We start from the raw sequence: 20,757 nt of genomic DNA, 5'->3' as shown, positions 1-20,757 counted from the left end.
GCGACTGCGGATCGGCTAACGTCTCCACCTGCTGTGATCGCATGAACACCTGGGGGAGTCATGCAGCCCGTGTGGGATGAGCCACCGATCGTCCGGGAGGCGTTGCGGTTCCGCCGCACGCTGGAACGCCCGGAGGATCTGGTCGCGACGTTCCGCAGCGCGGGCGTGTACCTGGAGTGCACGACCGAACCGCCGACCGTGCCGGTGGTGCAGGTGGACGGTGTGCCGTGGCTGCCGGTGTTCTCCGACCTGCGGTTCCTGGCCGACTACCGGTCGCGCCGCGGCGAGACGGGCGAGGTCGAGTACCTGCAGCTGACCGGCGCCCGCCTGCTGGACACCTACCTGCTCGGCATGCCCCGCGGCACCAGCCTGCTGCTGGATCCGGCGCAGGAACACACCGTGGCCCTGCCCGCACTGAGCGGCATCGCACCGACCGCGATCGACAGCGACCACCCGGCCCGCCCGGTGGCCGAGGTCTCGCCCTACGACCGACCCGTCATGCGTGCTTGGGGAGGAAGGCTCTAGGTGGGTGACCACAACGGATTCCACGTCGACCTGGCGGCGCTGGAGCAGGCGTCGAAAGGCGTCAACGACGCCATCGCCGCCCTGGAGGCCGAACTGCCGTGGCCAGCGCGGAAGATGGCCAACGACGGATACGGCGTGGACTGGATGACGCTCAGCGCCGACGAGGCCGGTTCACCGGTGCTGGCCGAGGCGCTGAAGAAGTTCTGCGGCAAATGGGTCTACGGGGTCAAGTACCTGGTGGAAGAGGGTGACGCGGTGGCCTCGGCGCTGTTGGACACCCGCACCGGCTACCAGAAGGCCGAAGAGGCGGCCGTCAGCGCCTTCAAGAAGATCCTCGCGGCGGGTGTGGACAACCCCACAGCCGATCTCGACGCGGCACCGCAGAAGTCCTTTGAGCAGTACCTGGTCGACATGACCCCCGAGGGTCCCACGCAATATGCCATCTCCCACCTGCTGAACGAGGCCGGGGCCGACACGAAGGTGCAGGGCTGATGGCGCCTGACCCCAAGGAAGAGGTCCCCGGCGACCTGGCCGCCATCGATGAGACCCGCACCACGATGGCCAAGCTCGGCGCGGCGTTCGAGAACGCCGCCCAGGGCTTCCAGAAGATCAACACCGGCGGTTGGAGCGGCGCGACCGCGGACGCCTTCGCCGACTACTACCGGCAGGAACCACCGAAGTGGTTCCGCGCCGCCGACGCCTTCACCGAAGCCGCCGAAGCCCTGGGCCAGTACCGCGACGTGCTGGCATGGGCCCAGCAGCAGGCCGAAAAAGCCTGCGCGGACCTCGCCAGAGCCGAGAAGCAGACCGAACAGGCCCAGGCCCAACACGAGAAATCGGGGGCCTCGACCCCGTTCCAGGACCCGGCAGCCGCCGCTCGCAACCAGGCCCAGGCCACCCTCGACGCGGCCAAGGAGCAGGTTGAGCAAGCCGCGGCGAAAGCCGCGAGCATCCTGCTCAAAGCAGCCGAGAAGGCACCGCCGACACCCGGCCTGCTGACCATGCTGGCCAGCGGCGTGGAAGACGTGTGGCAGAACACCGCCGAGGCGTTCGGCGAGTTCTGGCAGGGCAGCTTGGAAGGCAGCCTGGAAATGATCCAGCAGCTCCGAGCCATCAGCCCGTTCGACCCGTACAACCTGACCCACCCCACCCAGTACGCGAAGAACATCGGTGAGCTGGCGTCAACCACCATCGCGGCGGCCAAGACATTCGTCAGCGACCCGATCGGCACCACCAAAGCCATGGTCGGCGCGGGCATCGACAGCTTCACCAAGGACCCGTTCGCCACCCTCGGCAAACTGGCTCCCGAGGTCGCCACCGGTCTCGCCACCGGCGGAGGCAGCGCTGTCGGCCGAGCGGGTTCGATGGCGCACAAGGTCTTCGAGGGCGTGAAGGAAGTCGTCACCCCGGACAAGCGCAAAGCCGAAGACTGGGACTGGACCCCGGACTACGACGCGCCAACCCCGCAGCCGAGCCCGCCGCCCGCAGCGCAACCGCACAACGTTCCGGCCCACCAACCGCCACTGACCACCAGCACCCACGCTGGCCAGTCGGCCCCATCCCCGAACCACGCCAACACGCAAGGCGCGCCGCCCACATCGGGCGATCCGAGGGGCTGGAACCACACCGACCACAGCGTCCCGAACCACACAACGCCGGACAGCTCACGCGGTGCCCACCACGAGCCGTACACCCGCCCGGCACACCAGCCCGACGCGTCGGGACCGCACGCCCCACCCGACAACCACCGGTTCGGCCCCAGGGGAAGCGACTGGAGCCACCACGACACCCAACACACCGCGTCCCATGCCGACGACACCCCCCGGCCGGCCCGGGACCATTCGGCGCAGGCGTCCAGAAGCGAATCCGATCAAGGCACGTGGAAAGATCCGCACCATCGAGGCGGTGCTGACGGCCACGGCGACCACACCCCGACAAGCCCTGACCACACCCATCAGGGGCCCGGAACGCACGAGCCGGGACACCATGACGACGAGCACGACACGCCGCGCCCCGACCAGGACGCTCCGTCCGAGCCCGACCACGACGAGGACCCGAAAAATCCTGACGAACGCGATGCGGAGCCATCCAGCCCCGGTGATGATGACCGGCCGAGGCTGGACGAACTCTTCCCCGAACCGGGCGGCCACTTCGACGCCGACCGGGCGCTGGCGGCGTTCAGGGACGCCCTCGACGGCCAATACGGCGATCTCAACCTCAACGTCTCGGTGAAGGACATCTTCGGCTTCGACAACAAGTACCAGGTGTTCGCCGACATCACCGACAGCAGCGGTAGGAATATCGGCGAGATTCACCGCATCTTCGAACGGCACGACGACGGGATCACGGCACATCACAACCGCCTGGAGCTGAATCCGGAGTTCCAGGGCGCTGGCTTCGCGAAGGAGTTCAACGGAACCCTGGAAAACTGGTATCGAGCATCCGGCGTCAATGAGATCAAACTTCTGGCCAACATCGACGTCGGTAGTTATGCCTGGGCACGGCAGGGCTACGAGTTCGCGAGCCAGTCGGAGGCCGTCTCGGACATCCTGCCGCGGCTGCGGAACGAAATCGCCCGCGCCGAAGACGAGTTGAACGGTCTCCGGCAAGGTCTCCACCAGCCCGGTGTCGATGCCGACACACTTCGACGGGAGATCATCACCTGGGAGCAGACGCTGAAGGATGCTCGCGACGTCGAGGCTCGGTTTTTCGAAGGCAGCGATCGGTTCCCCACTCCGCGGGAGATCAGCGAACTGGGCCGGCCGAAAGACCTGGAGTCAAGGGAATCTCGTGACCTCCAGTGGCTCGGCAAGAACGTCCTCCTCGGTACGGATGAACGGACCGGCACGACCGTTAGATGGAACGGAGTCAAGAGGCTATGAGGGATGAGCGGGTCGCGCCGAAGGGCTGGCCGAAGGACCAGCGTTCCCGGCGCAGCGGCAAGGTCGGGCGGTGGCACGATGACTGGGTCGACCGCAGCAAGAAGCTGGCGAAATTCCGGTCGCAGGGGCGGCGCGCGGGCAGTGACTACAACCTGCACCACGTCGACATCGAGGCGCCGTTGGGCGCGATCATGGATTTCGACCGCCGCGTCCGGGAGATTGACGGGCGCGACCCCGATCGCGGTCGTCACCTGCCCGAACCCGATACATTCGAACGAACCCAGGGCGCGTTGTTCGGGGCGGTGATCGGTGACGCGTTCGGCCGCGCCGTCGACTCCGGGGCGACCGTGGAACTGCCCTGGTCGCCTGACCTGAACCTGCGCGGTGACAAGGCGCTCACCGAGTACGTGCTGCCCGAGGGCTCGACGTTCGGGCCGTCCGCCGTGGGCCAGCAGTTGGCGTTCACCCTCGAAGGGGTGATCCGGTCATACCTCGCCTTCCGTACGAAAAAGGAATTCGGCACCGCGCCCTCGGCGATGCAGCACGCCTACCAGCGGTGGCTGTACACGCAGCCCGCCAGCGACGGGCAGCGGCGCCGCTGGCAGGACTGCGGCGGGCCTTACGCGTCCGGGCCCGAACCGGATGGATGGCTGGTCGGCATCGAGGGCCTGTACCGCGACGGCGCACCGAACCCAGGCACGGTCGCCACGCTGGAGGAGTTCGCACGCACCGGCCGACGAGCCTCGCTCAACGACATGTGCGGCCGCGCCCGCGGCAGTGACGTGGTGGCTCGAGCCGCTGCGGTGGCCATATCCGTCGCAGAACCCGCCGCGGCGTTCGAAGCCGCGGTAATGACCGCGGTCCTGACCCACAGCAGCGCGGACGACTATCTGGCCGCGGGCACGCTCGCGGTGATCCTGCACCAACAGATTCGTGATGTGCCGTTCTACGACTGCCTGACCGCCGCCCGCGAACAGCTGGAGGGCTGGCGCGGGAACAAGCGGATGCTCCGCAAGATCGAGCTGGCCCTGGCCATGATCCGAAACCACTGGACACCCACCGACCGCGAACGCATCCGACCGCCCTTCGGCAACGGCGGCGACGACGGTGCCGAGGCCCTGGGACTCGCCCTTTACTGCGCCATGGCCAGTGACTACGTGCGCGAAGCCCTCCTACTGGCCATGAACTACTCCGCGCACAGGCCCGCCGTGGGGGCGATCACCGGCATGCTGATCGGCGCGGAATGCGGCGTGCGGACAATCCCGCCCGACCTGCAAGCCGCAGTCCCGTTCACCGAGACCATCGACGTCCTCGTCCGGGACGTACTCGTTGAGCGCACCACCGAACCGACCGACCAGGAGTGGCTCCGCCGATACCCGGCCTGGTGAGCGTCCAAAGGCCGGGGCTCGTGCGTCTTCAGTCCTTCGTGGACTTTCCGAAGAGGCGGTCGAGGTGATAGTCGATCGCCTCCAGGGCTTGTTCTCCGGTTCGGTGCCCCAGGAGGAGACCCACCGAGAGGCCGTCCGGGATGAGGAGGAGGGCTGCTGCTTCCTTCTCGACGTCCCGGTCCGGGGGGAGGTCCCCGGACTCCTGGGCCCTGCGGAGCTCGTCGGCCACCCACTGCTCCAGCTGCGGCCAGGACTTGCGGTAGTCGGCTGCCAGGTCCGGTGAGTTGAGGGCTCGCAAGAAGAACGCCACCGCCGTCAGGAACTCCGTGCGGCTGTCGTCCGACAGCGCCAGCATTTCCACCATCAGCGTTCTGAGGATCACGCGGACGCTCGGCCGGTCCGGTTCGCTCTGCAGGCGCTGCCGGATGCGGGCCGCCGCCCGGTTGTTCGCGTGCTCCATGGCGTAGGTGAGCATCTGGTCCTTCGACCTGAAGTAGTGCTGGACCGCGCCCATCGACACGCCCGCCTCCGCCGCCACGTCGCGGAGGTTCACCGCCTCCAGGCCACCCTTGCTGGCCAGTCGCATCAGGGCCTCGGCGATCTGGTTGCGCCGGGCTTCGTGATCGACCTGCTTCGGCACCCGTCCACCTTTCCAATGCAACTGCATTGCGAACCGGTTCGCGAGCGGTTTACCATGCACTTGCATCGTAACCCTCCGTGTTCGCGGAGGCACGTTTTACACCTGGGAACTCCATGACCGACCTACAACAGGCGCCCACCTCCAGTCGCATCACCGCGATCGACGTGGTCCGCGGCGTCGCCATCCTAGGCACGCTGGGCACCAACATCTGGATCTTCACCGATCCGCAGGGACCAGCCGGACTGCTGAGCGCCGTGCAGACCGGGACGCTCGCCGCCACCGTGGAGGCCGGTCTGCGGTTTCTGGCCAACGGCAAGTTCCTGGCGCTGCTCACGCTGCTGTTCGGCATCGGGCTCGAGCTGCAGTACCGGTCCGCGCTCCGCCGCGGCGGCCGCTGGCCCGGCTGGTACCTGTGGCGGGCCGCGCTGCTGTTCGTCGAGGGGCTGCTGCACTACGTGCTGATCTTCGAGTTCGACGTGCTCATGAGCTACGCGGTCACCTCGATGCTGGTGGCGTACCTGATCGGCCGCAGCCAGCGGACCATCAGGATCTGGATCATCGCGATGGTCACGCTGCACGTCTCCTTCATCAGCTTCGCCACGTTGGGGCTGCTGGCCGGGCAGTGGTCGCTGAACGGCACGCCGACGGACGTGTTCGCCAGCGGCACCTGGCTGGAGCAGGTCGCGGAGCGCCTGGCGCACTGGGAGGACTACCGGGCAGAAGCGATCTACATCATTCCGATGTCGATCGCGCTGTTTCTGATCGGTGCGCGCCTGCAGCGGGCGGGCGTGTTCGCGCCCGAGGGCCAGCGGCTGCGGAACTGGCTGATGGCCTTCGGGTTCGGCATCGGCGTGCCGCTGAACCTGTGCACCGCCTACGCGGGTCCCGCCTGGTTCATGGTCGACCGCTACATCCTGCCGCCGTTCATCGCGCTCGGTCTGCTCGGGCTGATCCCGACGGTGCTCCGCTCGATGCGCGGCACCCCCGGTCTCCTGCAGCGTGGCCTGACATCGGTGGGGCGGACGGCCCTGTCATGCTACGTGTTTCAGAACCTGATGGCCACGATCCTGTGCTATGGCTGGGGATTCGGCCTGGCGACCCGCTTCGACTGGGCCAGGCCGTGGTGGGTGCTGACGGCCTGGGCGGCGATCTGCGCGACGTTCATGACGCTGTCCACGTGGTGGCTGCGCCGCTTCGAACGCGGGCCGCTGGAAACGGTGTGGAACTGGGCGTACCGCCTCCCCCAACGCTGACCGCCGAGGGCACCCGACGCTGTGCGAGGCCGGTCAGCCAAGTTCGCCTGAAAGACCCGCCGGGTGATGTGCCCGGAATCCGACGAAAGTAAGGACGGCTGCTGGCGAAAGACCACTGCTGGGTGATCTTCGGTCTCCTACCGTCGACCGCACCTGATGCCGGGAGACGGAGGAGCGAATGAGTTTGTCCTTGACCAGCAACGAGATCGAGGACGTGCCGGACGTCAGCATCGACTGGTACCGGGCGGTGACCGGACTCGCCGCGGAGTCACCCGAATGGGTGCAGGCGGTTGCGGTGGTCGCCACCGACGCGGTCCTGCTGGTGCTCGGCGCGCTCGTGGTGGCGAACCTGTGGCGGATCCGGCGGGCCGACCTGCGGGCGCGGGTCCTGGCGTGGGCGGCCCCGGTGGTCACCGTGGTGGCCTACGTGCTCAGCGAAACCACGAAGTCGCTGGTCGAGCAGGAACGTCCCTGCCGCGCGGTGCGCGGTGCCGCAGCCTCCGTCGCCGAATGCCCGGAGCCGGGCGACTGGTCGTTCCCCAGCAACCACTCGACCATCGCGGCGGCCGTCGCGGTCGCGCTCGCCGTGGCCTGGCGGCGGCTCGCGGTGGTGGTGCTCGTGCTGGCCCCGCTGGAGGCGTTCCTGCGGGTTTTCCTGGGCGTGCACTACCCGCACGACGTCATCACGGGCCTCCTCCTGGGCTCCGTGACGGCAGCGGTGGGCATGGTGTTCGCAGCTGCCCTGGTCAGGGCGAAAGCTCCCGCAGCGGCCCAGCACGCCTGACGCCCCGGCCGGGAACCGCGGTCTCGCAGACGGTCAGCGGGTGACGAGGCCCGCTTCGTGGGCGAGGATCGCCGCCTGCACCCGGTTCTTCACGCCGAGGCGGTTCAGGATCGCGCTCACATACGCCTTCACCGTGCCCTCGACGACGTGCAGGGTGCGGGCGATCTCCGCGTTGGACATCCCGGCACCCACCAGCGCGAGCACCTCGCGTTCCCGGTCGCTGAGCACCTCGATCCGCTGCTGCGCCGCGATCTGGCGGCGCTGCCCGCCGAGCTGCTTGAGCACGCGCTGCGCCACCGGCGGCGAGAGGTACGCCCCGCCATCGGCCGCCGCGCGGACACCGAGGATCAGTTCGCGCGGGTCCCCGGTCTTGAGCAGGAATCCGCTGGCCCCGCCGTGCAGGGCGCGCGTGACGTAGGCGTCCTCGTCGAACGTCGTCATGATGAGCACGGCGGTTCCCGGTGCCACGCGGCGGATTTCGTCCGCGGCGCCCAGCCCGTCCAGGCCGGGCATGCGGATGTCCAGCAGTGCCACCGCGGGCCGGTGCCGGCGTACCAGCTCCACCGCGGCGCGCCCGTCGGCGGCCTCCCCGACGACCTCGATGCCGCGATCGGCGGCCAGGATGGCCCGCACCCCCGCCCGGATCACCGGTTCGTCGTCGGCCAGCACCACGCGCACGTCCACACCTACCACCGTCGCAGATAGTCCTTGCTCACCAGCACGTTCTGCCGGAAACACAGCCGGTACAGGTCGCCGCGCCGCTCCCCGAAGGGGTTGTGGTGCGTGCTGTAGTACTCGCACCTCGCGTCGGCGGGCCTGGTCAGGTCGTCCTCGGGCGGGTCGTCCATGCGTGTGCGGGACGGCAGGTGCGGTTCGATCGCCGAGCGCGGTCGCCCCACCTGGATGCGCTCGTAGTCAGCCGGCGTGATCACGGACGTGATGGTGTCGAAGACGATGATCGACGCCGACAGCAGTCCCAGGCCGACGGCGCTCGCGGCGGCCACCGCGATGGCGATGTTGCGGCTGCCGCGGACCTGCTGCTCGGCCCTGGCGAGGTGCGCGGCCGACTCCGACACCGCCGGGATGGCCTGCGCGACCTGCGGAATCCGCGCGTCGACGACGAACCGGCCGCCCTCCGGTCCGGCCTGGAACGTGCCGCCCGCGAGTCGCACCCGCTCGGCCAGCGCGACGAGCCCGGAGCCGTTGCCGGGCGCGTTCGGCGGCTCATCGGGCAGGGCATTGGCCACGCGGACCGCGCTCTCGTCCTCACGATGGTCGACCTCGACGGTGACGGCGGTGCCCGGGGCGTGCTTCGCCGCGTTGGTGAGCGCTTCCTGCACGATCCGGCACACCGCGCGCGAACGCATCGACGACTCCGCGACCTCGCCGGTTTCGGCCAGTGCCACCGGCATTCCGGAGCGGCGGGCGTTCCGCACGAGCTCCGCGACGCTGCCGGGCGCGATGGCGCTGTCGTCGCGCAGCACCTCGATGACCTCGCGCAGCCGCTCCGCGGCGGCAGTCACCGAGGCGCGTGCCTGACCGGCTGCCTCGCGGTGCGCGGCGTCGAGCGAGGGCGCGACTTCCAGCGCGCCGATCCGCAGTGCCACCAGGCTGAGCTGGTGCCCGAGGAGGTCGTGCATGTCCCGGGCGATGCGGGTGCGTTCCTGCAGACGCGCTTGCTCGTCGATGAGCTGCTGCTGCCGTTCCAGCTGTTCCGCGCGCTCCCAGCCGGCGCGCACCAGCGCCCGGTACTTCTGGTGGTGGCGGCCCAGCACCCACGGGCACAGGGTGAACAGCACCGCGCCGATCACCGACACCAGCCACGCGCCGACGTCGTGGGCGAACAGCAGCACGAGCAGCGACAGCAGCGCGCTGGCCAGCGCGAACCGGAACAGCGCGTCACGCTGGCGGTGGATCCGGAATCCCGCGTTGTAGCCGGTGGCGGCGAGGAGTGCGACGAAGGCGACCGCGCCGACGGACGTCGCGTCGGGTCGGGTGATGAGCGCCAGGTCCCAGACGCCGAGCGCGACGATGACGGTGACGAGCGGGCGCCGGCGCCGCAGCACCGCGGTGGCCGCGACCACGGCGACGCCGAGCACGATCTCCCAGGTGCGCAACGGCGTGGTCGCCGACACCTGGTTTGCCGCCAGCACCGGGAGGGACAGCAGCAGCCACCACAGCAGATCCCGCCTGGACACCTTCACCGGATCGACATTACCGGGCGGTCAGTATTGTCTTTTTCGATGTGGAACAAGGCCACTGAGGGAGCGCCCCATCGGTCGGTGGTAGGAAGGGACCAGGAGGGAAGTGGTCATGGTGCGACACATCCCGCGCTGGCTAGCCCGCGCCCCGATCCCGCTGTACCGGCACGGTTTCGGCTGGCTGGTTGGTTCCCGGATCATGGTGCTGGAGCACCGCGGCAGGAAGACCGGGAAACGCCGGTACGCGGCGCTCGAGGTGCTGGACCGCGAACCGGGCGCGCTGCTGCTGGTGTCCGGCTATGGCCCGCGTTCCGAGTGGTTCCGTAACATCCGCGCGAACCCGTCGGTGCGTGTCTGGACGGGGCACGTCCGCGCCGCCCCGGCGCGCGCCGAGGTGCTGTCGGCCGCGGAGACCCGGGCCCGCCTGGAGGCATACCGCGGGGAGCGCCCGAGAGCCGCCGCAGCCCTCGGCAGGATCCTGGACATCCCGGAACTGGCGTCCGCGGAGCCGCTGGGTGAGGACGTCGCCGAGCGCCTGCCCATGGTCCGGGTCCGCGCGAGCGCCTGAGCGCTCCAGCATCCCCGGGATCACGACGTCCGCGACGGCCTGCCACGCCTCGACGGATTCCGGCACGGCCCGCCCCGAACGCGGGCCCGCCCGGCGCGTCCCCAACAGGAGAGGCACCAGGCGTGCCCGGACGATGGTGCTGCGGTCACCTGGCGAGCATCTCCTCGGCGGAGACGATGTTGCCGCCGAGGATCTGCGGATTGCCGACGTTCTGGGCGGAGGTCACGACGAGGCTGCCGTCGTCGTCGAACTTGATGTCGCCGTTGTGCCCCGCGGCGGCGTCGATCCCGACGAAGGGCCAGATCCCGCCGTGGAACTCGGCGCGCATCTTCTGCTGTTCCTCCGTGGAGAACGTCGCCTTGGTCCGAACGGTCATCTGGATGCCGTCCACCACCACAACCGAGGCGAGGAACCGCTGCATGTTGCCGGTTTCGCCGAAGGTGCTGTCCCAGCTCACCTCACCGTTGCTGTCCCAGACCCGGTTGTCCTTCGGGTGAGTGAAGGCCAGGCCCAGCACCGAGGAGTGGTACCAGCCGCCCGGCATCGCCGGGGCGGTGATCACGTTGGCGAACTTGATGTCGACGCTGATGCCCGCCGAGCTGGCCTTCGCGCTCAACTGCTGCCAGGAGGCGTCGGCCCTGGCCGCCTCGAAGAACCACAGCGCTTCGGTCTGGACCCGCATCTCGGCCCAGTTCTGCGCGTTCTCGCGCTGCACCTTGTCGCTGTCGAACACGACGGCGGCCGACTGCCCGCCGCGGATCTGCGACTTGACGGCGTCGATGGTGAGGCTGAACTGGGGGACGCCGTGGGTGAGGAATGACGCGTCGAAAGCGTCACCCTGGGCTTTGACCACCATGTCGTTCTGCAGCCGGAGGAAGGCACTGCGCCCGCGGGCGGCGACGTTGGGCGCATTTCCGATCGCCCATTCGTAGAAGTAGTCGGCCCACGCCACGTTCGCGGGTTTGGGATTGGCCGCTTTGTAGTCCATCCAGCCCGAGTACCAGTCGCCCAGGACCTCCTGCAGATTGATGTTCGCCTGCGGGAGCAGGGCGTTCACCACCTGCCGGTAGTTGTCCAGGAACTGGTTGTAGCCAGACATGCTCATGTGCCCGGGGCTTTCCTCGACCACGGACGCGGGCGGGATGACGTTGAAGTACTGCCACAACTCAGCGCTCGTGCTCGGCAGCGCGACCCCCGGCTGCATCAGCACGAACCGGCGCGGATCGAGGTTGAGCTGGCTGGTCAGCGCGTTGTACCACTTCTGGTACAGCGCGATGACGTCGCTGGCCGAGTCGCCGGCCCGCTGCTGGGCCGGAATGCGCTTCGTCTTGTCGACGGTCGCGGTCATTGGCTTCCCCTTTCCGACGCGGTGGGCACACCGCCGGATGTTCGAAAACGAATTCGGGTCACCGACGCGGAGAAATCACGGCGACGCACTCCAGCGTAGAAAGCCGGAACCCATCGGTAAAATTGTGGTCACGGTTTTACGTCGAAGGTATCAAGCGGTCCAACCTGCGGAGTGCTTTCGACGGCGAGAAATTGCGTTCATCAAATGACGGGTATAAGGAACCGCAGCGCACTATTCCCGAGATGATGTCGCATTCGGCCCGGGAGTCCGGTCCCGGCTGACCGCCAATCCAGGGCGACCAGCTGAGGAAGGGATCTCCGGGCGGTCAGCGTCCTCGTTCGGCGCGTCGCTCGCGGCGGGAGCGCGCGAGGCGGTGGGCGGTGCTCAGCAACTCCCGGACCGCGGCTGCGGTCCGCGGGCCCGGGTTCACCACCGCGAGCCAGCCGAGGGTGCCGTAGACGGGGTGTGCGATCACGGTGTCGGGGGTGCCGGGGTCGATCTCGGCAGTGGCTGGTTCGCGCGGCGCGTGACCGGTCCACCGGATGAACTCGTCCTTTCCGGCGGCGATGTTCACGCGGAAGGTGCCCGGCCGGTCCAGGCGCGATGCCTCGTCGCCGGGATAGTTCTTGGTCACGATCGTCGCGAAGGGCTGGGTGTTGGTCGCAACGACGCCGTCCGGCGAGTAGTAGAAGAACGCGTCCCCCCAGCTGATCTCCGGTGTGCCGTCGCCGGGTTCCGGCCGGAGGGTGCGGACGCCGTCGAGCCCGGCCACGAAGTTGATGATCTCGTCCATGGTCATGGGTGCAGCGTCACATTAAAGTGCGTGTGAAGACTTCGATCCCGAGGACGAGGGGTTTCGGTGTGCCAGGTCGCGAATCGCAGGACATGCGCACGGTCGATGTCGCGCGGCGTGCCGGGTACTCCGTCCAGCAGGTGCGCAACCTCGAGCGCGAGGGTGTGCTGCCACCGGCGGCGCGCACGGCGGCGGGCTACCGGGTCTACGGCGAGATCCACCTGAAGTCTGCTCTGGCATACCGGGCCCTCGCGGCAGGCGTGGGCCCGGCGGAGGCCAAGAAGATCGTTCGAGCGGCCCACGAGTGCCCCATCTCGAAGGTGCTGGCCCTCCTGGACGCGGCGCACGCCTGCCTCGACGCAGAGCGCGCGGAACTGGCGCGGGCCAAGGAGGCCGCCCACGCGATCTCCGCCGAACCGATCGAGGACGTGCGCGCATCGGACGCGATGAGCGTCTCGGAGCTCGCCGCAGCCCTCGGTGTGCGCCCATCGACGTTGCGGCACTGGGATGCCGAGGAGCTTGTCGTCCCCGACCGCGACCCCGCCCGGGGAACGCGGCGGTACACACCGGACCAGGTCCGCGACGCACGAATCGTCCACCAACTGCGCAAGGCCGGTTACCGCATCGAGCCCCTCCGCGCCCTCATGCCGGAGCTGCGCCGCGCCGGCCGCCTGGACGACGTCACCTCCGCCCTGGCCGCCAGAGACGCCACCATCACGGCCCGCTCCAGAGCCCTCCTGGACGGTGCCGCAGCCCTCAGCGCCGTCCTCGCCCTTGGCACCTCGTGAGACAGCCGGTCCGGGCGCCCCTGTCGCGGTCGGCGCCGGCCAGGCGGCTACATCATGCCGCGCACGACGGCGGCGGCTACCGCGTGTGCGGCGTCCCGGACCGCGAGCCAGCCCTCGGAGGGCTCGGCGGGCCACTCCAACTGGCGGTGCTTGTTAAGCAGGGCCGCCAGCACCGGTGAGGACTCCTGCGGGAACGCCTGGCCCTCCCGCAGGGCGGCGACGGCCTTCTTCAGGTCTTCGAGGGCTGAGCCGGATTCGCCGAGGATGCAGCGGGCGACGTCGAGGCTGGCCATGTCGGTGATCAGCCAGCCCTTCGGCGGGTTCGAGCCGACTTCGACGGTGGTGTGGGCCTCCAGGAGGTCGGCCAGCAGGCCGGCGGAGTCCGCTGGCAGCGCGGCACCGGTCTCCAGCGCTCGGATTGCCCGGTCCATGTCGTCACCGCTGGGCATCGGCAACCCTTCCCGTCGCGTCGAACACGTCCGGCTGCATTCTGCCTCGCTGCGGTCCTGATCCAGTACGCGGCGCCGCCGACCGCCGCTTTCGGCCGGGGCCCCGGAGGCCCTGGAGTTCGTGGCTTGCGACGAGTGGGGCAGAAGTTGGCAACTTTGTGGCAACCAGGTCCTCGCGACAAAAACCCCAGGCCGTCTGACCTGGGGTTTTGGTGGGGCGCCAGGGGATCGAACCCTGAACCCGCGGATTCTGGGACCACGCTTGTGATCGCCTGCCGTCACAGCACGACATCTGCGACTACCTGCAAGGATTCCGATCGCAAACGTCGAGCGAGCTTCGTTTCTTGCGGTCATTCGCCGTCGTTTTGTGGGGGTAAAGCGGGGAACGGGACCACGGCCAGGCGTCCACGTCCGGAACGGGAGGTTCGGTACCCGGCTGGAGCGGCAAGGCGACCACCCTGCCAGCGTGCCCAGCACCGTCCTTGAACGGCTCGCCCAGGCGACCACGTGTGCAGCGGGACGTTCGAACTCCACGTCTCCACGTGCGGCCCCGAAGGGGCCGCCTGCCTTCCGCTTGCGCCCGGCTGCGGCCGCCGCCCCACCGCTCGCGGCCGGTCCGCCGACCGTCGGCCGGGACCGGCGCCAGCCGCAGCCCGGCTCGCGGTCGGCTGGACCGGGCTCGCATACCGCGGGGCGGCGGCCGTCAGCTGGGCTCGCATACAGCAGGCAGGCGGCCCCGAAGGGGCCGCCCTTGATGAAGTAGAGAAACTTTAATGAAGTAGAGAAACTTTAGACACACGCGGGCTAAGGCCACGACCGGCCGAAATCGGATCAGGACTGCTCTTCTTGGCGACGCTTCTCGGCCAGCGCCCGCATCTCAGCAACGACGTCCTCGTACCGCCACCGGTACTGCCCACCAGGCGTGATCAAGGCGGGGGTGATCAGCCCTTGCTTCGCGTAGTGCGAGATCGTCCGCCTTGCCAAGCCCAGCTTCTTGGCCAGCTCAGTGCTGGAGATCAGCGGCGAGTCCTCGTCGGTCACGCGCTCATCGTCGGTGCCTCGATCGGATGGTGCCGCCTTGCTTACCTGGAACGAGCGGAAATACCCTGATTACCTCGATTACCTTGTTGAAGGGAGAGGGATGGCGACCGATGCCGAGCTGGCGGCTCAGGCGGTCGATACCTTGTGCTCGATCGGGTCGGCCGATGCAACGAGCGGGCTTGCTGCGCAGGCACGCGCGGTGCAATGGGCGCTGGATGAAGCTGCGTTCGAGCTGGGAGGCGGTCGCTACTCCGCGGAGCAGCGCAGGCAGTTGGCCGAGCAACTGGTCGCTCTGGCTTCTGCTCTTCGTGCAGGTCCGGACAAGGTGGTCATCGACGTCTCGGAGTGAGGCCTAACGCGGGACGGCGCTGCCGGTGTGATTGGCAGCGCCGTCTCATGCTGGAACACCTATGACTCCGCCACACAGCAGCGGAGCTTGTCCATCATCAAGATCGAAGAAGAGCGGCGCTCGGCGCATGAGCCCCGTAGCACCGCTCAGAAATCTCGAGGCGGTCAGACCAACTCAGACATCCGTTCGATGATCGCTGCTGGCTGGTGCCTCATCAGCCGCACTCGTTTCCCCTGCTTGTTCGCGTAGCCGATGCCCTTGGCGCCGGCCTGTCGCGCAGCATCGATGTCAGTGACGGAGTCGCCGATCATCACGCACTCTCCTGGCGGGACTCCAAGGAACTCGGCCGCCTGCAACAGGAGGTAGGGCTGTGGCTTGAGCCTTTCCACGTCGGCGCTTTCGCGCGCAGACACTCCCGCGACCTTGTCCGCCAAACCGTTCTCTCGGAGGTATGCCTCAACGGCAGCCACGGAGTTGTTCGACACGATGACAACCGGGATCCCCTGGCGAGCGAGGACGTCGAGGACTTCGGCGGCACCTGTTGTCGCGGGTGCCAGGGTCACAGCCCGAGTCTCCAGTTCCGTGAGCCGCCGCTCGACCGCGTTCGGTTGACTGCCCGTGGTGACTGCGTACTTCAGGACGTCGAACGGGTCACGACTCCGATCGATCGCCTCCGGCAACACTCCGTCGAGCATCGTCCGGAGTTCTGCAGCGACCTGGTGGTCCGGGAAACCACCGAAGACAGCGCACACAGGCCCGTCGAAGTCCAGCAGCACAGCGCTACTGCTGGCGACGATCTGCCGTGGCGTCGTCATCGACGCACTTCCCTGGCAACGGTCGTCCAGATGCTGTCGAACCACATCTGCGATTGCTCGATGAACAAGGCACTCAACGACTCGTCGTGAGGCTCAGCAGCGTGGTGGAACAAGGTCGCGTCCTTGCCCATGAGGTCCCAGATGGGCGTGTCTTCCCCGTCGAGCTGCACAACGTGCTCGCGCACCGGGTAGTACCCGAAGAACGCTTCAGACCTGTTGATCAGGTACAGCTTGAACAGCGGAACCGCAGGACATACGCGAAGTTCAGCCTTGGAGTCAGGCACAAGGCCGAGGCGTCCCAGCTCGTTGACGGCATCCACGATCGCGAGCGTGTGGCGCTGCATGATCCCACTCGCCCGCTTCCGGAAGGCTGGGCTGTCCTGCATGTCCTCAACACGCGCCGGCAGGGTCCATGGCATCTCAGTGTCAGGCACGAGTAGGCGTACCCGGATCGAGTCGGGACGCGCGTGTCCGCTGCGGATCTTGTCGAGCGGTTCGGTCAATGCGCCGTGGAGGGTCTCGCCGGAGAAACCCGCGAAGTCGATCGTCACTTCGGCCTGCTCGAACGCACGCTCGAGGTGAGGCCGCAAACCAACAGGGCGTTCCGTCCGCTCGCGTACGAACACGCCACTGCCCTGGCGGGAGACAATCAGGCCTTCGTCGCGGAGGATGCGCAACGCCTGCTGGATGGTCATGCGAGCGACCCCGTAGCGCTTCGCGAGCTCGGCCTGAGATGCGAGCTTGTCGCCCGGCATGAGCTTCTTCGTGAGGATCGACGCACGGAGAGAGTTGGCCACCTGCTGGTACGGGGGGCGCGGGTCATCGGGGTCCAGTTCCGTCATTTGCCCAGGTTAACGCACCAATAGGCAATCTGGCTAGCCATGTTGGCCAACCTGTTGACATGACTAGCCAAGCTGATCTAATCTGAGCATGGCTAGCCAAGCTGGCCATCTGGAAAACCGACCTACGGAGGCGACGATGCTGCGGAACATCCCGGTGCTGCTGGAGGGCTACCGACTGATGGTGTTGGAGGAGCCTGAGCTGAAGACGCGCCGCAACGACGCGACGGGTGAGGTCGAGACGGTGACCGACTGGCAGGGTGCGCCGCAGTACGTGATCTCGGTGCACGCCAAGCCCCGCAAGACCGCGGACGGTCGTCCGGCGGGCAAGGGTGCGGAGATCAAGGTGACGCTGGAGACCGAGCCGACCGAGGAGATCTCTGACGGCTCGATCGTGGAGCTGATCAACCCGCGTGTCTCGCACTGGGAGACGGAGCTGAACGGCCGCACGATGTCGGGCCTGGCGTGGAAGGCGACCGGCGTCAAGCTGGCCTGATCCGCCCTTTCCTTCTCTGACTGATTCCTTTTCTGGTCGTATTTAGGCCGCGTGTTCTTTGACTATTCCATAGTGGGCCGAGCTATGCCTTTTTCGGCGCGTTGAGAACGCGTCGGGGAGGCCATGTTGACCCCCGGACTGCGAATTCCGGCGTGTGCCGGGGGTCTTGATGGTCTTCAACGAGGAAGGACGGTTTTGCGAATGGTGTCTGTGGGTCTGCGGTACTGCCCGGCGTGCCACATCAAGGGGCCGCGGCGGTACAGGCATTCGCAGGACATGTACTGCGATTTCGGTGCTTCTGGAGAGGCTGGTGATCGGTGATGGATTGCGGTTTCCACGGTTCGGGGTGCATCCGGATCGACACCGATTTCTTCGACAGCGCGGTGACGTTCGGCTGAGGTCGGCGGAGAAGTACGGGAAGGGAGATCTGGTGTGGCTGAGGTGAGGTTGCCGGTGGGGGTGCGCAGGAACACCCCTGCTGTGGCGCGGTTGAAGCGGATCGGTCAGCACCTCGACGCGTTGTACGTCGAGCTGCTGGGGGTGCACTCCTTGGAGAGCAAGGTGGTGCAGGACAGCGATTTTCGGGAGATCACGGAGCTGGCGGACGCGGCCTGCAATGCCTTGACCGGTGTCCGGGACGGGATTGCGGCGAAGGGCGGTCCGAACGTGGCGAAGGGATACGTGAGGTAGTGATGGCGTTCGACGATGACGTGCACAACCGTGCCCGCAAGATTGACGCGGCGATGCTGGCGTTGGCCGAGGATCTGAAGAGGTTCGGGGTCCCCAAGGGACTGGGGGCTCCGTTGAACCGGGTGCGCAATGCGGTGGGCGACGTGGTCGCGAAGTTGACGATGACGCAGCGCCGGAGCTGATTTCCGGCAACGGCTCGGCCGGGGCACTCAATTCCTGCGGGAAAGCGGGGTTGGGTGCCCCGGTTTCGTTGTGCTCGTAGGAGAGGTGAACGGCAATGCGAACCACGGTGGTGGGCGCGGAGAACACGTCCCCGATCCGGTGGGGGCTGCGGCAGGTGGCCGGCCATCCCCGGACCTCAAGCTCGGCGCTGGTGGGGTCGGCGGCGGTGTTCTGGTTCGGTCTGCACACGATGCTGTGGGCGGTGGGGATCGCGGTGCTGGCCGGGGTGTCGTGGCGGCTGCTGGACAAGCCGACCTTCGACCGGTTCGCCGGTCGCCTGTTGCGGGCGTGGTGGAGACGCTGGTGGACCTACCAGCGGCCGTGGCTGCGGATCATGACCGCCTGCAACCTGACCACCACCGATCACAAGGGCGAGACCTTGGTGCCGCGGGTGACCGGGGTGAGGTGCACGTGGTCGTGGGACACGGTGTCGGTGCGGATGGCCAAGGGCCAGGCACCGGAGGATTTCGAGCAGGCCATCGAGCGGCTGGCGAACGCGTTCCGGGCTCGCTCGACCAACGTGCGGCTGGTCAAGCCGGGCAAGCTCGCGCTGGACTTCCAGCGGCGCGAGCCGTTCGACGAGATGATCATCCCGCTTCCGCCGCTGGCGGAGTCGACCAGTGCGGTGGACCTGCGACGGCTGCCCGTGGGCATGGACGAGTACGGCCGGGACTTCACCCTGAACTTGTTGCAGCGGGACCTGCACGTGCTGCTGGGTGGCGCGACCGGCGCGGGCAAGGGCTCCTACATGTGGGCGTTGCTGCGGTCGCTGGCTCCGTTGATCCGTGCCGGGCTGGTGCGGCTGTGGGTGATCGACCCCAAGGGCGGCCAGGAGTTCGGCATGGGCCGGGCGATGTATCACGCCTTCGCCGACACCGACGCCGACGGCCTGGCGCTGATGCAGACCTACGTCAAGACGCTGGACGAGCGGAAGTTGGAGCTAGGCCGGGCTGGGGTGCGCACGTTCACCCCGTCGCGCGAGACGCCGTTGGAGCTGCTGATCTGCGATGAGCTGGCGGCGATGACGGCCTTCGCCTCACGGTGGATCACGGTCGCGTTCGCGCCGCTGATGTCCAAGGCGTTGACGCAGTACCGCTCGGTCGGCGGGCGCATCATCGCCGCCACGCAGGAGCCGACCAAGGACAACGTGCCGATGCGGGGGCTGTTCCCGACCAAGATCGCGCTGCGGCTGGACTCGGCGTCGTATGTGGACATGTGCCTGGGCGAGGGCATGCGGGACATGGGCGCGCTGGCCGACAAGATCCCGGAGATCCTGGCCGGTGTCGCCTACGCCAAGCGTGACGGCCGCCGCGAGCCGCTGCGGGTGCGTGCCCCCTACAGCCGTGATGAGGACATCGCCGAGTTGGTGGAGTTCTGCACCTCGGTGGGCACGGTCACCGAGCTGCGCCGCGACGTCACCGCCCCGGCCGAGGGGCAGGAGCGGGAGGAGCCGGCCGACGTCTACGCCATTGATTTCGAAGCGCTCGAGGTCGATGACTACGACACCGACCAGGACCAGACCGACGAGGTCGACGTGATCGAGCACTTCGAGGGCGACGAGGACGACGAAGAGATCGCTTGATCCCCTGTTTTCCCTGATCAAAGCGGCCCGCCCGGACTCCGGCAAGAGCATCCCGGGCGGGCCTTACCTCGACAAGGAGGCACGACCCATGTTGGCAAAGATCGCGCTGGGTGTCACCAGTGCCACGAGTGTCGCGGCCGCAACGTACGCCTACCGGCTGGTCCGGCAGACCCGCACCGACTCTTTGACCGGACTCGGCAACCGGGCGGCACTCGCGGCGGCGTTCCACCGGGCGATGCGCCGGGGCCGCGGACGGGTCGGTATCGCGATCGGCGACATGAACGGCTTCAAGGCGATCAACGACACCCACGGGCACCGCTTCGGCGACCAGGTCCTCATCACGGTTGCCCGTGTGCTGCGAGACACCGCCCAGCGCGGTGAGCTCCCGGTCCGGTTGCACGGTGATGAGTTCGCCGTGCTCTTGCCCAGCATCAGCACCCCGGAGCAGGCCGAACACCGTGTGCGGGAGTTCCAAGCCGCCGTCGCCGCGATCACCGAGGTCGATGGGCAGCCGGTCGACGTGGGGATCTCGCTGGGCGTGATGACCGCTCCAGCCGCCAAGGCCCAGCTGTCCGCCCTGCTGGCCTCGGCCGATGACCGCATGTACGCCGACAAGCACGCCACCCGCCAACACACCACCCGCACGGCCGTCACGGCTTGAAAGGGACCCCCTCATGGACGACACGCACTACTTCTACAGCGGCTAGGGATGCGAACTGCTCGACGTCACCCCGCGGCGGTGGGGAGCGGAGCTGACCGTCACCGTGCCCAGACCGCACGGCGAGACCACCTACTCGATGACGCTGACCCGCGAGCAGTTCGAGCGCCTGATCACCGACGGCCCCCGCATCCTCGCCGAGATCGACGCGATCAGGAACGAGGCCATGCGCAGACGCGGATACCCGCTCTAGAGAAAGGAAACCGACACAGTGCAGCACTTCCACTTCGAGATCACCGGCAGAACGATCCTCACCCTGCTGCTCATCCTGGTGGCCACCACAGCCGCCTTGGCGTTGGTGTGGCTGCTGGTCAACCCCGGATGGGCCATCGGTATCGGCCTTGGCCTGATCCTGTGCATCCGGGGCCTGTTCACCCTGTTCAAGC

The 20,757-nt window shown here is 67.9% G+C and carries 24 protein-coding genes; 15 read left to right on the top strand and 9 right to left on the bottom strand.

What is annotated here, in order from left to right:
* Window positions 1-60 precede the first annotated feature (60 nt).
* From IEY17_RS15875 to IEY17_RS15860, 4 genes are read left to right on the top strand one after another with little or no spacing between them, the layout of a single operon-like run.
* A complete protein-coding gene (locus tag IEY17_RS15875) occupies window positions 61-525 on the top strand; it encodes an SseB family protein (protein ID WP_188988455.1) in 465 nt (154 codons plus the stop codon).
* Window positions 526-1,017, top strand: coding sequence for a hypothetical protein (locus IEY17_RS15870; RefSeq protein ID WP_188988453.1), 492 nt, complete (start codon window positions 526-528; stop codon window positions 1,015-1,017). It begins immediately after the preceding gene.
* Window positions 1,017-3,407 carry a putative T7SS-secreted protein gene (locus tag IEY17_RS15865; RefSeq protein WP_373289891.1) on the top strand — a complete coding sequence of 797 codons (2,391 nt, stop codon included), beginning with the start codon at window positions 1,017-1,019 and terminating at the stop codon, window positions 3,405-3,407. The genes IEY17_RS15870 and IEY17_RS15865 overlap by 1 nt, the downstream gene beginning before the upstream one ends.
* A complete protein-coding gene (locus IEY17_RS15860; protein ID WP_188988449.1) occupies window positions 3,404-4,795 on the top strand; it encodes an ADP-ribosylglycohydrolase family protein in 1,392 nt (463 codons plus the stop codon). The genes IEY17_RS15865 and IEY17_RS15860 overlap by 4 nt, the downstream gene beginning before the upstream one ends.
* Window positions 4,796-4,823: 28 nt before the next feature.
* Here IEY17_RS15860 and IEY17_RS15855 read toward each other — a convergent pair whose 3' ends face one another.
* Window positions 4,824-5,435, bottom strand: a complete 612-nt coding sequence (locus IEY17_RS15855; protein WP_188988448.1) for a TetR/AcrR family transcriptional regulator — start codon at window positions 5,433-5,435, stop codon at window positions 4,824-4,826.
* Window positions 5,436-5,548: 113 nt separating this feature from the next.
* On the opposite strand from IEY17_RS15855, the gene IEY17_RS15850 reads away from it, so the two are divergent.
* Both IEY17_RS15850 and IEY17_RS15845 read left to right on the top strand, forming a co-directional pair.
* The gene (locus tag IEY17_RS15850; protein WP_188988446.1) at window positions 5,549-6,688 is read left to right on the top strand and encodes a DUF418 domain-containing protein; all 1,140 of its coding nucleotides are present in this window, start codon (window positions 5,549-5,551) and stop codon (window positions 6,686-6,688) included.
* A 178-nt stretch (window positions 6,689-6,866) separates the two neighbouring features.
* Window positions 6,867-7,472 (top strand): phosphatase PAP2 family protein, encoded by a 606-nt coding sequence (locus tag IEY17_RS15845; RefSeq protein WP_188988444.1) that lies wholly within the window; start codon window positions 6,867-6,869, stop codon window positions 7,470-7,472.
* Between the two features lie 33 nt (window positions 7,473-7,505).
* On the opposite strand, the gene IEY17_RS15840 is transcribed toward IEY17_RS15845, so the two are convergent.
* Together IEY17_RS15840 and IEY17_RS15835 are read right to left on the bottom strand one after the other, a co-directional pair.
* Window positions 7,506-8,165 (bottom strand): response regulator, encoded by a 660-nt coding sequence (locus IEY17_RS15840; RefSeq protein ID WP_308424000.1) that lies wholly within the window; start codon window positions 8,163-8,165, stop codon window positions 7,506-7,508.
* Window positions 8,159-9,676: a sensor histidine kinase gene (locus IEY17_RS15835; RefSeq protein WP_188988442.1), complete on the bottom strand. Its 1,518-nt coding sequence runs from the start codon at window positions 9,674-9,676 to the stop codon at window positions 8,159-8,161. Before IEY17_RS15835 ends, IEY17_RS15840 begins: the two co-directional genes overlap by 7 nt.
* 109 nt (window positions 9,677-9,785) lie before the next feature.
* Between IEY17_RS15835 and IEY17_RS15830 the strand changes: the two genes are divergently transcribed.
* Window positions 9,786-10,241, top strand: coding sequence for a nitroreductase family deazaflavin-dependent oxidoreductase (locus IEY17_RS15830; protein ID WP_188988440.1), 456 nt, complete (start codon window positions 9,786-9,788; stop codon window positions 10,239-10,241).
* Window positions 10,242-10,386: 145 nt separating this feature from the next.
* Here the strand turns inward: IEY17_RS15830 and IEY17_RS15825 are convergent, their stop codons facing one another.
* Both IEY17_RS15825 and IEY17_RS15820 read right to left on the bottom strand, forming a co-directional pair.
* A complete protein-coding gene (locus tag IEY17_RS15825) occupies window positions 10,387-11,589 on the bottom strand; it encodes a hypothetical protein (RefSeq protein ID WP_188988438.1) in 1,203 nt (400 codons plus the stop codon).
* 325 nt (window positions 11,590-11,914) lie between these two features.
* Window positions 11,915-12,388, bottom strand: coding sequence for a DUF6194 family protein (locus tag IEY17_RS15820; RefSeq protein ID WP_188988436.1), 474 nt, complete (start codon window positions 12,386-12,388; stop codon window positions 11,915-11,917).
* Window positions 12,389-12,474: 86 nt separating this feature from the next.
* Between IEY17_RS15820 and IEY17_RS15815 the strand changes: the two genes are divergently transcribed.
* Window positions 12,475-13,170 (top strand): MerR family transcriptional regulator, encoded by a 696-nt coding sequence (locus IEY17_RS15815; RefSeq protein WP_188988434.1) that lies wholly within the window; start codon window positions 12,475-12,477, stop codon window positions 13,168-13,170.
* 47 nt (window positions 13,171-13,217) lie between these two features.
* Here the strand turns inward: IEY17_RS15815 and IEY17_RS15810 are convergent, their stop codons facing one another.
* Both IEY17_RS15810 and IEY17_RS15805 read right to left on the bottom strand, forming a co-directional pair.
* Window positions 13,218-13,619: a hypothetical protein gene (locus tag IEY17_RS15810; RefSeq protein ID WP_188988432.1), complete on the bottom strand. Its 402-nt coding sequence runs from the start codon at window positions 13,617-13,619 to the stop codon at window positions 13,218-13,220.
* 831 nt (window positions 13,620-14,450) lie between these two features.
* Window positions 14,451-14,660, bottom strand: coding sequence for a MerR family DNA-binding transcriptional regulator (locus tag IEY17_RS15805; RefSeq protein ID WP_188988430.1), 210 nt, complete (start codon window positions 14,658-14,660; stop codon window positions 14,451-14,453).
* A 37-nt stretch (window positions 14,661-14,697) separates the two neighbouring features.
* On the opposite strand from IEY17_RS15805, the gene IEY17_RS15800 reads away from it, so the two are divergent.
* Window positions 14,698-15,009 (top strand): hypothetical protein, encoded by a 312-nt coding sequence (locus IEY17_RS15800; RefSeq protein ID WP_188988428.1) that lies wholly within the window; start codon window positions 14,698-14,700, stop codon window positions 15,007-15,009.
* A 164-nt stretch (window positions 15,010-15,173) separates the two neighbouring features.
* Here IEY17_RS15800 and IEY17_RS15795 read toward each other — a convergent pair whose 3' ends face one another.
* Together IEY17_RS15795 and IEY17_RS15790 are read right to left on the bottom strand one after the other, a co-directional pair.
* A complete protein-coding gene (locus tag IEY17_RS15795) occupies window positions 15,174-15,824 on the bottom strand; it encodes an HAD family hydrolase (RefSeq protein WP_188988426.1) in 651 nt (216 codons plus the stop codon).
* Complete coding sequence (locus IEY17_RS15790; protein WP_188988424.1) at window positions 15,821-16,666, bottom strand: GntR family transcriptional regulator; 846 nt, start codon at window positions 16,664-16,666, stop codon at window positions 15,821-15,823. Before IEY17_RS15790 ends, IEY17_RS15795 begins: the two co-directional genes overlap by 4 nt.
* A 136-nt stretch (window positions 16,667-16,802) precedes the next feature.
* Between IEY17_RS15790 and IEY17_RS15785 the strand changes: the two genes are divergently transcribed.
* The 6 genes from IEY17_RS15785 to IEY17_RS15760 all read left to right on the top strand — a co-directional run bounded on the left by IEY17_RS15785 (window position 16,803) and on the right by IEY17_RS15760 (window position 20,564).
* Window positions 16,803-17,159, top strand: coding sequence for a hypothetical protein (locus IEY17_RS15785; protein ID WP_188988422.1), 357 nt, complete (start codon window positions 16,803-16,805; stop codon window positions 17,157-17,159).
* Between the two features lie 432 nt (window positions 17,160-17,591).
* Window positions 17,592-17,849: a hypothetical protein gene (locus IEY17_RS15780; protein WP_229680210.1), complete on the top strand. Its 258-nt coding sequence runs from the start codon at window positions 17,592-17,594 to the stop codon at window positions 17,847-17,849.
* Window positions 17,850-17,851: 2 nt separating this feature from the next.
* Window positions 17,852-18,031: a hypothetical protein gene (locus tag IEY17_RS15775; protein WP_188988420.1), complete on the top strand. Its 180-nt coding sequence runs from the start codon at window positions 17,852-17,854 to the stop codon at window positions 18,029-18,031.
* A gap of 95 nt (window positions 18,032-18,126) precedes the next feature.
* Window positions 18,127-19,653, top strand: a complete 1,527-nt coding sequence (locus IEY17_RS15770) for a type IV secretory system conjugative DNA transfer family protein (RefSeq protein WP_188988417.1) — start codon at window positions 18,127-18,129, stop codon at window positions 19,651-19,653.
* 88 nt (window positions 19,654-19,741) lie between these two features.
* Complete coding sequence (locus tag IEY17_RS15765) at window positions 19,742-20,314, top strand: GGDEF domain-containing protein (protein ID WP_188988415.1); 573 nt, start codon at window positions 19,742-19,744, stop codon at window positions 20,312-20,314.
* Window positions 20,315-20,417: 103 nt separating this feature from the next.
* On the top strand, window positions 20,418-20,564 hold the full coding sequence (locus IEY17_RS15760; protein ID WP_188988413.1) for a hypothetical protein: 147 nt from the start codon (window positions 20,418-20,420) through the stop codon (window positions 20,562-20,564).
* Window positions 20,565-20,757 lie beyond the last annotated feature (193 nt).

Source organism: Saccharopolyspora thermophila, from assembly GCF_014646075.1.
GTDB classification, from domain to species: Bacteria; Actinomycetota; Actinomycetes; order Mycobacteriales; family Pseudonocardiaceae; genus Saccharopolyspora; species Saccharopolyspora thermophila.
Note: the sequence above shows the minus strand (reverse complement) of the source record. Positions and strands in the feature narration are given on the sequence as shown.